This is a genomic window from Staphylococcus sp. FSL W8-1207 (assembly GCF_038003745.1).
GTDB lineage: Bacteria > Bacillota > Bacilli > Staphylococcales > Staphylococcaceae > Staphylococcus > Staphylococcus equorum.
Genome location: NZ_JBBOPU010000001.1, coordinates 101,869 through 113,795 on the forward strand (window position 1 = coordinate 101,869; position 11,927 = coordinate 113,795).

9 protein-coding genes are annotated in these 11,927 nt (G+C 32.8%); 7 read left to right on the plus strand and 2 right to left on the minus strand.

Annotation, left to right across the window (positions count from 1 at the left end; genetic code table 11):
- The first annotated feature begins 110 nt into the window (after positions 1-110).
- Positions 111-809, plus strand: coding sequence for an acetolactate decarboxylase (gene budA / locus NSR03_RS00445; protein WP_069813394.1), 699 nt, complete (start codon positions 111-113; stop codon positions 807-809).
- 504 nt (positions 810-1,313) lie between these two features.
- Entirely contained in the window at positions 1,314-3,230 is a 1,917-nt protein-coding gene (locus tag NSR03_RS00450) for an FUSC family protein (RefSeq protein ID WP_141713896.1), read from the plus strand.
- Between the two features lie 129 nt (positions 3,231-3,359).
- Here the strand turns inward: NSR03_RS00450 and NSR03_RS00455 are convergent, their stop codons facing one another.
- Together NSR03_RS00455 and NSR03_RS00460 are read right to left on the minus strand one after the other, a co-directional pair.
- Positions 3,360-4,589 carry a tripartite tricarboxylate transporter TctB family protein gene (locus NSR03_RS00455; protein ID WP_069813393.1) on the minus strand — a complete coding sequence of 410 codons (1,230 nt, stop codon included), beginning with the start codon at positions 4,587-4,589 and terminating at the stop codon, positions 3,360-3,362.
- Positions 4,579-5,751: a hypothetical protein gene (locus tag NSR03_RS00460; RefSeq protein WP_069813391.1), complete on the minus strand. Its 1,173-nt coding sequence runs from the start codon at positions 5,749-5,751 to the stop codon at positions 4,579-4,581. The genes NSR03_RS00455 and NSR03_RS00460 overlap by 11 nt, the downstream gene beginning before the upstream one ends.
- Before the next feature lie 193 nt (positions 5,752-5,944).
- On the opposite strand from NSR03_RS00460, the gene NSR03_RS00465 reads away from it, so the two are divergent.
- The 5 genes from NSR03_RS00465 (at position 5,945) to NSR03_RS00485 (ending at position 11,380) form a co-directional block, all read left to right on the plus strand.
- Complete coding sequence (locus NSR03_RS00465; protein WP_002506709.1) at positions 5,945-6,358, plus strand: DUF2188 domain-containing protein; 414 nt, start codon at positions 5,945-5,947, stop codon at positions 6,356-6,358.
- A gap of 253 nt (positions 6,359-6,611) precedes the next feature.
- Positions 6,612-7,307: a GTP pyrophosphokinase gene (locus NSR03_RS00470; RefSeq protein ID WP_002506710.1), complete on the plus strand. Its 696-nt coding sequence runs from the start codon at positions 6,612-6,614 to the stop codon at positions 7,305-7,307.
- A 262-nt stretch (positions 7,308-7,569) separates the two neighbouring features.
- Positions 7,570-8,250, plus strand: coding sequence for a GntR family transcriptional regulator (locus NSR03_RS00475; RefSeq protein WP_021338575.1), 681 nt, complete (start codon positions 7,570-7,572; stop codon positions 8,248-8,250).
- A 36-nt stretch (positions 8,251-8,286) separates the two neighbouring features.
- Complete coding sequence (gene gntK / locus NSR03_RS00480; RefSeq protein ID WP_021338574.1) at positions 8,287-9,837, plus strand: gluconokinase; 1,551 nt, start codon at positions 8,287-8,289, stop codon at positions 9,835-9,837.
- A gap of 184 nt (positions 9,838-10,021) precedes the next feature.
- Positions 10,022-11,380: a gluconate:H+ symporter gene (locus NSR03_RS00485; RefSeq protein ID WP_002506713.1), complete on the plus strand. Its 1,359-nt coding sequence runs from the start codon at positions 10,022-10,024 to the stop codon at positions 11,378-11,380.
- Positions 11,381-11,927 lie beyond the last annotated feature (547 nt).

Below are 11,927 nucleotides of genomic sequence, written 5' to 3' on the forward strand. Positions count from 1 at the left end.
CTGTTGCAGTGTAATATAATAGTGTATAATTTCATGTTGGAAGCAATTATAATAAAAATACCCCTATTTTAAAAAGTAAGTAATACGTTTTAGTAAGGAGAGAAGAAATAATGTTATATCAACACGGAACTTTAGGGACGTTGATGGCAGGTTTATTAGAAGGCACTGCTACGATTAACGAAATTTTAGAACATGGTGATTTAGGTATAGGAACGTTAACTGGTTCTGATGGTGAAGTTATTATATTAGATGGTAACGCATATCATGCCAATGAATATGGTGAGTTCAAACAATTAGAAGGTAATGAAATGACACCATTTTCTACAGTTACCCCTTTCAAAGTAGATAAGCAATTTGATGTTCGCTATATCACGGACTCTGAAGCTTTGTTAAATGAAATACAACGTCAAGCAGCGAGTAATAATATATTTATAGCTGTCAAAATCACCGGTAAATTTGAAATGATTCATGTCAGAATGATGCCGAAACAAGAGATACCTTATACTAAATTAATAGAATCGGCTAAAAAACAACCTGAATATACGCAAGAACAAGTGCATGGTACGATTGTAGGATTTTATTCTCCACAATTATTTCATGGCGTAGCTGCAGGAGGATTTCATTTACATTTTGTTGATAAAAATAAAACGTTTGGTGGCCATGTCTTAGACTTTGAATTTAATAGTGGCTCAGTAGAAATTAGTAATATAGAAACACTTGAACAACACTTTCCTGTGAATAATGATGAATTTTTAGAAACAGATATCGATTATTCAAGCGTTCATGAAGATATTAAAGAAGCAGAATAAATCATTTGGGCGATATAAAAAGATTTTTTACATCATACTAACAATGAAATGATTTATAATAAATTGTCTATGATATTATCCAATCAAATACGACAAAATATTTTTCAAAAAGTGTTAAAATAGTAAAGTGATGTTTTAAGTTGGACATATGTAATTTTTACGATAATAAACAATATTGTATTAAATATTGAATTGTTAGTAAGCTGAGATAAATAGACTACATGTGTTTACGACCTAATAAGACTGGGATATAAATACAACATACTATGTCGTAAATGTAAATTTGAGATTACACAGTAGCTGTCTGATATCTAATTGTACTTATATCAAACTTTTAAGATATTTAGTCAGCCTTGTGGGGGTTGGAATACGAAATCAAATTTCACATTTTTGATTTCTCTCCTTCTCCCATTTTTATTTGTGCTTTTTAAAGACTTTAATTTGTAGAGCACACACGTATTAAACTAATGAAAAATAAAATATTAAAGGAGATGAACACCAACATTGGTTAAATATTTAAAGTCACTTGTTCGATTTAATTCCATGAAAATCGATGTTGCTAAAGGTTTAAGACAAGCTATATTAATGTTTATCCCACTCATTATTGGTTATTTAATGGGTCATCTTTCTACAGGATTATTAATATCTACTGGTACTTTAGCACATATATATGTATTTGGTGGGTCATCTAAATCAAAACTGCGTATCGTATTTTTCTCATCGATAGGGTTATCTATAGCAATGATATTAGGTACGCTCACAGTAAACCAGCCACTTATCTTTGGTGTATTACTACTTATAGTTACGGTCATTCCGTATTATATATTTAGTTCATTGAATATACCTGGACCTTCATCGACATTCTTTATTGTTGCTTTCAGTTTACCTTTCAACTTACCTGTAGCTCCAGAAGAAGCTTTATATAGAGGGCTCGCTATGTTTGTTGGGGGATTATTAGCAACATTAATTGTTACTATACTTATAGTTATTTCTAAAGAATCTGCAGAGTCAAAAGCCATCAAAAATGACTATAATATCATTAAACAACTTATTTATAATTTTGATGATCCGAAGGCATTTGCTAAAGCATCACAATTCGCAGTGACTGCTTTTCGAAATTCAGATACTCAACTGATTACTTCTAGTACTGCGAAATCTAAAGAATCGCCCGAATTTCAGCGTTTGCTATTACTTCATAATACAGCGCAAGGTATTCATTCAGAATTATTAGAGCTGAATGAAAAGAACATGCGTCCTTTACCTAAAGAAATCAAAGAAATGGCAGATTTTGTAATAAAACTTGTATACTCTGAAGGTAATTTTAAAAAACAATGGACAAAAGCAGTGGAAATTGATGACCAATATCAAAATCTAGTTGATAATATATTCAAAGTAGATGCAATCATGAATGCAGGTAATGAACGTGTAGAACATGAAATTGATATTCGTGTTCCTATTTATGGACACCGTATGTTAACAAATTTAACTTTGGATTCCTTTGTGTTTAGAAATACATTACGCTATACAGTTATTATGGCTATTTCAATTTTTATTGCACTTATGTTTGGCTTTGAAAAAGCATATTGGATCCCTTTAAGTACACATACAGTACTATTAGGTTCAACAACGTTACATAGTTTTGAACGTGCTGGATCTAGGGGTGTTGGTACAATTATAGGTGTGCTTGTATTATCTCTAATTTTATTATCGACGCCACCGTTACCAATTGCGATTATCTTGTTAGCTGCAGCAGCAGGTGTGACAGAGGTATTTGTGGGTGCTAACTATTCATTCGCTGTTATTTTTATAACGATTCAAGTGATCTTGTTGAATGGTATAGCAGCGAATCACTTAACAATTTTAATTGCATTACCACGTGTGATTGATGTAATTGTGGGTATCGCAATTGCTGTTATTTGTTTATTGGTAATAGGCAGAAAGACAGCGTCATCCATGTTACCAGCAACACTAGCGGACGTAGCAAGAGACGAGGCAGTATTATTCCATTACTTGTTTGCAAGTAGTAAATATTCATCACGAGAACAAGACAAACAAGAAATGCTTCAGTCAAGCGTGAAACTTAATAACATGAAGCAAGTATATAACAGCGCAAATGGTGAACTGTTTAGTAATAAGATGGTTATACAGTATTATTATCCGAGTATTTATGCTCTAGAAGAAATTAGCTTTATGCTTACAAGAGCTTTGAGTAATGAAGAAAGGTATCATATAGATGATGAAACAATGGGTGAATACTTACTTATTTTTGAAAATATAGCAAAACATTTTGAAAGAGGTTCGCATATTAAAGTTCAAGAAATACCCGAACTACCTCAGTATATGCACATTAAAACATCATTGATGAGCATTCAAAATAATTGTATGAACGCAAGACAAAAAGTAAATTTAGCACAAGTTTAAAAAGCAAGCCAACCTTTATGATGAATGAAATCACTGGTTGGCTTGCTTTGTTTTTTATTTGTTTTAAGGTGTCAAACAAGTTTTCAAGTATGAAAGGAAGTCTGAGGTTTGTCTGAGGTAAGACTGTCCCTAGTGATCTTGTTTATTTTTAGCTTCTTGTTCTGCTTTCTTTTCTTCTTCCTGTTTCTTCTCTTCAATATCTTTCTTAGCTTCAGTTCTTTTCTGTTCTTGTTGTTTTTCTTGGTCTTCCATTTTTTTATAACGTTCTTTTTGTCTAAAACCATAAGTACTTTCTAATATGAGTTCTTCATTGTTTAAACCAGCACCAATTGCACCGGCAACTGTTGATATAGAAGTAGCAAACCAAGCAAGATTTATATAAGTGATTAAATTTGCGGAGCCACCCATTTGTAAAGTTTGACCTAAATAGCCTGAAGGCAAGACTACAAGAGTAGCAATTAAGAATAAAAAGAACAATATTATATAATAAATGATAAGTGAAACAGTTAACGTTAGCACTGTCGTCAAATTATATAACATCGTAACTCTTTTATTTCTACTTTCTTTTTTCGATTCCCATAAATGGTGCGCTACAATAATCCAAAACATCATGCCCAAAATGGCGACTACCATCATGAGTAACATGCGCCAAGATGAATAAACATAACTTAAATTCCACATCGTAGTAAAAACGATACCAAAAGCACCAGTAGTGAATGCGATGGCTACGACATTACTCAAGCTACTGAGCATGTTTAATGGGTTGTTTGCAAATGTCATACCACTGATTAAACGAAAAGAACCTTTTGTATTAGATGAAACAAAATAGTGTGTATGTTTGGAATTTGTGTCTTCTAAATATGCTGTGCGTGATTTTAAAGTTGAAAGTGGAAATTGTGATTTTAATTTCTCTTGACTTCCTTTATCGTTGTAATCATTTTTTTGTAAATCCTGTGAATGATCCATATTCACAGTTTCAATAATTCCAACTATAGATTTTTGTATACGTTTTTGAACTGGTCGCCATCCATAGGAAGGTACGGAAATTAAACTGGCACCATTACTTTTATTAATATCAAAAGCGATAACATTATTATCTTTAATAATAGGGAGGTCAGTCAGTCCTATAGTGTATTGCCAATTATTATTATTTTGGTAGTTAGCAATTTTTTCGAATATTTCTTTGGAAGTTTCTGCAGAACCAGTAAGGGGATCAACAACTGTATTGATTTTCCATTCAATATCTTTAGCGAAATAATTCGCTAATATGTCTGGCAAGTTATTTTCAAGATTGTGAGCGATTTTTTCCGTTATACCTGGTGCCGCTACTAATCCGATTTCAATCATCCTATTTGTCATTGGAATCCTCCTCACTGTGTGATAGTTTTTTGCCATTATTGTAATCTGACGCTTGAATAGTACTATTAGTGTTATCGTCGTCTTGTTCTAGTTCTTTATATCTATAATATTGTCTGAATGAATATGTTACACGTTTGATTTTTTCAGCATTTTCAACTGTTGAACCCATGGCACCAGCTAAAATACCCAACGAAGTGATAAACCAAATAAGGTTAATATAGTTGACAAAAGTTGGTTGTTTTTCATTCAAAGAAGTCCAGCTAGAAAAGATCTCTGGTGGTACAAATAATAATGTACTTATTGTGAGTAATATAAATAATGCAGCAAAATTAAAAATGGTGATAGCGAATAATGTAGTCAATGTCGTGAAATTGTAAATGAAACGATAGGATTGTTGTGTTTTTGGATTTGGGCGTTCCCATAAATTATATGAATATATTAACCATCCGACCATGCCGCTTATAGATAATAACATGAGTAGAATAAAGCGCCAGTATTCATAATCTAAGCTCAAATCCCATGGTGTTGAGAAGATTGCGATATATGTTCCAGTTGCAAAGGATACTGAAATAATTTTTTTGAAATCTAAAATAGCAGACCAAGGTTCATTAGAAAAAGTCATGCCTAAGATTAAATGAAACCAACCTAAAAATGATGTTTTAGAAACAATACGCTTTCTATTATCTTGTTTGTTATCTTCATTTGGTATAACTTCATTGAATTTTGTTAATTTAAAATACTTTGATTTCAAAAGGCTTTTATCTGAACCTGAAGTAAAAAAATATTTAACAATAAATGTAATAAAATGACGTAGCTTGTGTTTTAAATTCACAGCACCTAATGCTGGCACAGATATTAATGCTGTTTTGTCATCTAGATTTATATCACAAATCACAGTTTTATTATTAGATAGGCTTGGTAAATCAGTGATACAAATTGTGTAGTCCCAATTCTTTTGTTTTTTTATATTTGATGCGATATCTAGTGCTTTATCCATATGTTCAGCTGTCCCAACCATGGAAGCGACATGTGTTTCAAAATCCCAATTTGTTTTATCATCTACATGGTTATGGATATCATCGGCTAGATAATCGGAAATTTTATTAATAAGTTTGTGTGGCATGTCAGGTGAAGGAATTAAACCTATCGCTATATTTGTCATTATATCCCTCCTTTTAAATAGTGTGTGAAATGATTAGATTCATACTTTAATTCCCGTTCATTAAGAAAATTAATCATTGCTATCTATTTTGAGTTTTTAATTGAAAGTGTATATTGCTTTGTTTGTAACTTTTCAGCAGTGGTAAACAACAATTAAGACGAAGAATAAATTATAACGTAGGAGGTTAAAGTTAATGCCTTGGACAATGGATGATTACCCACAAAGTTGGAAAAACATGGAAAAATTAGAACTTAAAAAAGCAATAGATATTGGAAATGCGATGCTTAAAGATGGTTATAAGGAAGATAGAGCAATACCTATTGCAACTAAACAAGCTGAATCTTGGTATAAAGACGCTTCTAAAAAAGAATTAGACGAATTGAAAAACAAGAAAATAACTAAACATGAAAAAGATGATTCAGCGAACCCTGAATTAAATAATAAAGATGTTCACGTTTATTATGAAGATAATAAATGGAAGATTAAAACGGACGGTGCTAAGCAAGCTTCTGATAGTTTTGATAAGAAAGAGGATGCGATGAAACGTGCACGTAATATTGCTGATAACAGATCGACAGAAGTGAGAGAACATAAGAAAGATGAATAGCAATCAAATATTCAATTGTCCCATGAAATAATAGAACATAGAGTATGAGATTTCGGGACATAGATACTAATCGCCGAAGTACTATTCCGTTAACTTGATGGACTAGTACTTTTTTTATAAACATATTTTAGTTTGAAAAAACAACGATTTTTTAAAAGTGTACTTTATCATATTTGAAGTATCTTTTTATTTAGATAATAAATAAAAATCAGCTATAATGTAGTCTAAGTAGATTTCTTGGGAGGAAAGAAATATGTACATTGAACGTAAACCATCACTAAATATAGACGATTTGAAGGAAGAATTTGAAGAGAGTATAAAGCATATCAATAATCAAGAAGATGCATTTGATATGGTAATAGGGTTCGTTGCTTTGGAACAATTATATTCTTCAGCACTTAAAGAAATTAGTACAAAATTAGATATTTTAGATGATAATTTTCAACAAATGTATAAACATAATCCAATCCATCATATGGAGCGTCGTGTTAAAGAAATGCGAAGTTTAATTAAAAAGTTAAATCGTAAAGGATTAGAGATAAGCACAGAGTCAGCTAGAGAAAATATATTAGACATTGCAGGTATTAGAGTGATTTGTAACTATATAGATGATATTTATGTGATAGAAGAGTTATTACTTAAACAAGAAGATGTGAAGCTCTTGAAACGTAAAGACTATATTGGAAATCCTAAAGATAATGGATATCGTAGCTTACATATCGTTGTGGCAATTCCAGTATTTTTAGCTAATACAGTAGAAACTGTGCCTGTAGAAATTCAAATCAGAACAATTGGTATGGATATGTGGGCAAGCTTAGAGCATAAAATACGTTATAAAAACACGGAAAATACTGAGAACTATAGAAATGCATTAAAGCAATGTGCAAACGAAATCACAATGGTTGAAAGTAAAATGCAAAATATACATTCTGAAGTATTCGATAATTAAGTAAAACTACATTAAAGTTGAAGCTCTAATTTGTTGTTGCTGAGGAATGGATGTCGTGAGCTTCAACCGTCATAATGCTTCAAATTTTTATAAAGTAAAATAAATATAATAACCGATATGATAGGTTCAAGACCTGTCATGTCGGTTTTTTTAGTTGAAAATAGATAAAAACACCCTTTGCAAGCGTTTGCAAATAGTGAAGTTGTGTATTACTATACTTGTATACAAGTATATCGTATTGATAAAAAGAGGTGATATCATCATGAATTATAAGTATCCAGAACAATGGCTAGAGGGTGTCTCGAAAGGTGAAATGATTGCTGCAGAGATTCGTTTAAGAATTGTTGAGGGCACAATAACGCCAGATACGTTATTGACGGAGAATCAAATTGCTAAAGAATTTAATGTTAGTCGATCACCAGTCAGGGATGCATTTAAATTATTAAAGCAAGATCAATTGATACATTTAGAAAGAATGGGCGCAGAAGTATTGCCTTTTGATGATACAGAGAAAAAAGAACTTTATGATTTAAGAATAATGTTGGAATCATTTGCGTTTAGTAGAATCAAAACTTTGAATAATGAACAGATTGTTAAAGAATTACGTAAACAATTAGAAATGATGAAAGTGGCAGTTAAATTTGAAGATGCAGAAGCATTTACTGAACATGATATGAAATTTCATGAAGTTACGATACTCGCTTCAAAGCACCAATACTTAAAAACTTTTTGGAATAACTTAAGACCGGTAATGGAAGCACTGATATTATTGTCAATGCGTAAACGCATGAGCGAGAATCCAGAAGATTTTGAGCGTATTCATCGTAATCATGAAGTGTTTATAGAAGCGATTGCGAAGCAAGATGCTGCAAAACTTAGAGAAGCATTCCATCTCAACTTTGATGATGTTGGCGAGGATGTTGACAGTTTCTGGTTAAATTAGTGTTTTAACCCGGTAAAAGAAGTAGGAGGAAAAATCATGAAATACATGATAGGTGTCGATATAGGCACAACGAGTACGAAGTCAGTACTCTACGACGAAAAAGGTCAATTTATAATGAAACACAATATCGGTTATCCATTGCATACACCGAATGTGGAAACTTCTGAAGAAAACCCAGATGAGTTATTTGATGCAGTGTTAATGACAGTTAAATATGTAATGAGAGAAGCTAATATTGCTAAAGAAGATCTTAAATTAATCTCATTTAGTGCTCAGATGCACAGTTTAATAGCAATGGATGCGAGTAACCAACGACTAACTGAAAATTTAACCTGGGCAGATAATCGCGCAAGCCAATACGCTGAACAGATTAAAAATGAACATAATGGTAATGAAATATATCAAAGAACCGGCACACCAATCCATCCTATGTCCCCGTTGGCTAAAATATTTTGGATGAAGCATGAACAACAAGAAATATACAACCAAACTGCTACATTTGCTGATATTAAGACATATATTTTCTATCAATTATTTGAGCAATTTGTTATAGATCAATCTATGGCATCATCTACTGGGATGCTTAACTTAGAAACATTAGCTTGGGACAAAGAAGCGCTAGAACTGCTAGGTATTGAAGAGACACAATTACCAGAGGTTGTACCAACAACACATATTTTAAAAGGTATGAAACGTCGCTATGCAACATTGATGGGCATAGATGAAAATACACCAATTGTGGTTGGTGCAAGTGATGGTGTACTTTCCAATTTAGGTGTGAATGCATTTAAAAAAGGTGAAGTTGCGGTGACGATAGGAACATCGGGAGCAATTAGAACGGTGATAGATAAACCACGTACAGATTATAAAGGGCGTATTTTCTGCTATGTGTTAACTGAAGATCATTATGTTATAGGTGGTCCTGTAAACAATGGTGGTGTCGTATTACGTTGGCTTCGTGATGAATTATTAGCCAGCGAAGTAGAGACTGCAAAACGTTTAGGCGTCGATCCATATGACGTGTTAACTAAAATTGCTAATCGAGTTAAACCAGGTGCAGAAGGATTGATTTTCCATCCATATCTCGCTGGTGAACGTGCCCCATTATGGAACGCAGATGCCAGAGGTTCATTCTTTGGATTAACACTAACGCATAAAAAAGAACATATGATTCGTGCTGCTTTAGAGGGTGTTCTTTACAATCTTTACACCGTATATCTTGCGCTAATCGAAGTAATGGATGAAACACCTTCGACAATTAAAGCAACAGGTGGTTTTGCGAAAAGTGAAGTGTGGCGCCAAATGATGGCAGATATTTTTGATACGAATTTAATTGTACCTGAAAGTTATGAAAGCTCTTGCTTAGGTGCATGTGTATTAGGAATGAAAGCACTTGGCGAAATTGATGATTTTTCTATTATCGAAGAGATGGTCGGTACTACAAACGAACATAAGCCGAACCAAGATAATGTGAAGGTGTATCAACAACTCATTTCTATATTTATCAACTTAAGTCGTTCATTAGAGGATCGCTACACAGAAATTGCAACATTCCAACGTGAACATATGACGGATGACAAACCATAGTAAGGCGATATAGAAAGAGCCTTTAAAGAGAAAAGTGACAAGTAAACAAGCGACACTCACGTTACGAAGAACTTGTCACATACTCTTTAAAATTTTAATTATGAAAGAAAGCGTTACCACGATTGATTAGATACATGTCTGTAAAGTTCTAATTCAATCTTTAATTTGAAAGGGGAGAACGATGATGTTTGAAACAATTTGGCCATTGATTACGGTGGTAATAGGAATTATCGTATTATTATCACTTATTATTTTCTTAAAGTTAAACACATTTATTTCATTAATTATCACATCAATTGTGACTGCAATTTTACTAGGTATGCCTTTAGATAAAATCATTGAAACAGTAGAAAATGGTATGGGAAGTACACTAGGACATATTGCATTGATCTTCGGATTAGGTGCTATATTAGGGAAACTACTCTCTGATGGTGGGGGTGCGACACGTATTGCCGACACGCTTATCGATAAGTTCGGACCTAAACATGTACAATGGGCAATGCTTGTAGCTGCGTTTATTGTAGGTATTGCCTTATTCTTTGAAGTAGGTTTAGTATTATTGATTCCTTTAGTATTTACGATTGCTAAACGTGCAAATGTTTCACAGTTAAAATTAGGTTTTCCAATGGTTGTGGCTTTATCTGTAACGCACGGATTTTTACCGCCACATCCAGGACCAGTAGTTATAGCTAAAGAATTAGACGCAAACTTAGGCCACGTATTACTTTACGGTATGATTATTGCAATTCCAGTTACAATTATAGCTGGACCATTGTTTAATAAAATTGCACAAAAAATTGCACCAACGGCTTATACACGTGAGGGCGATATATCAGCCTTAGGTGCACAAAAAGAATTTTCAGAAGAAGAAATGCCGGGATTCGGAGTCAGTTTATTAACTGCGATTTCTCCTGTTATTTTGATGTTGCTATCAACAATTGTACAATTGATTACAGGCCATGAAGAAGCTACAAATGGCTTTGAATCATTTATTTACTTTATTGGTACTGCAGCTACGGCAATGCTTATAGCTGTACTGTTTGCAATCTTTACTATGGGTATTAAACAAGGACGTAAAAACTCAGAAATTATGGATTCAGTATCTAATGCGATTTATCCAATTGGGATGATGATCTTAATTATTGGTGGTGGCGGTACTTTCAAAGAAGTATTAATTGAAGGTGGCGTTGGAGATACTATTGCTACATTGTTTGAAGGTACAGAAATGTCTCCGATATTCTTAGCATGGCTTGTTGCTGCAGTACTTCGTATTGCTTTAGGGTCATCAACAGTTGCAGCAATCTCATCTACAGGTATCGTCTTACCATTGTTACAAGTATCAGATGTTAACGTTGCACTCGTTGTGCTTGCAATAGGTGCGGGTAGTGTTATTTTATCTCACGTTAATGATGCAGGATTCTGGATGTTCAAAGAATATTTCGGTTTGACTGTTAAAGAGACTTTCTTAACGTGGTCATTACTTGAAACTGTGATTTCAGTATCTGGTTTAATCTTCATACTTATACTTAATATGTTTGTCTAAAATAGAAAGCCAATCTGCCAACAAAGTTTAACGACTTTGTTGGCATTTTTTTGTGCACGTTTTCCGCGGGCACAGTCTCTAATCTTCGGTTAGTACTTTCTTAACGAGTCAGGAGTCGGCCCAAATAATTGCTACTTTAAACTAAAATAATCTTATGATTGAACTCATATAATAGCAAAAACATATAAAAATATAACTGAAAAAGCGAAAAAAGATTAACTTAATTTCTATTAGAATTAAATAATGAAATTGATGAACAAAGATAATCTCAATAAAGGACTCTTTAATAGCTAAGAGGATTTTTATTTAATTTATTATGAATTTTTAAATTTTTGTTGTGATTTTACGTTACTTAAATATAGATGTCGTTGAGAAGAACAACATCCAATTGCTTTAAAATGATAAAATAGAATCAATATCAAATTTCTAGCGGTATCAAAACGTCTATTTCAACCTTTTTGAGTGATTGAAAAGTGAGTTATTGATGTTACACAAATATACGAGTATTGAAATTATACACAACTCATTTATAGTAAGTAAAATAGGG

What these genes read in the sequence shown, in the direction of transcription:
- budA (WP_069813394.1), top strand. Translation starts at nt 111, where the DNA reads ATGTTATATCAACACGGAACTTTAGGGACGTTGATGGCAGGTTTATTA.
- NSR03_RS00455 (WP_069813393.1), bottom strand. Translation starts at nt 4,589, where the DNA reads ATGACAAATAGGATGATTGAAATCGGATTAGTAGCGGCACCAGGTATA.
- NSR03_RS00460 (WP_069813391.1), bottom strand. Translation starts at nt 5,751, where the DNA reads ATGACAAATATAGCGATAGGTTTAATTCCTTCACCTGACATGCCACAC.
- NSR03_RS00465 (WP_002506709.1), top strand. Translation starts at nt 5,945, where the DNA reads ATGCCTTGGACAATGGATGATTACCCACAAAGTTGGAAAAACATGGAA.
- NSR03_RS00470 (WP_002506710.1), top strand. Translation starts at nt 6,612, where the DNA reads ATGTACATTGAACGTAAACCATCACTAAATATAGACGATTTGAAGGAA.
- NSR03_RS00475 (WP_021338575.1), top strand. Translation starts at nt 7,570, where the DNA reads ATGAATTATAAGTATCCAGAACAATGGCTAGAGGGTGTCTCGAAAGGT.
- gntK (WP_021338574.1), top strand. Translation starts at nt 8,287, where the DNA reads ATGAAATACATGATAGGTGTCGATATAGGCACAACGAGTACGAAGTCA.
- NSR03_RS00485 (WP_002506713.1), top strand. Translation starts at nt 10,022, where the DNA reads ATGTTTGAAACAATTTGGCCATTGATTACGGTGGTAATAGGAATTATC.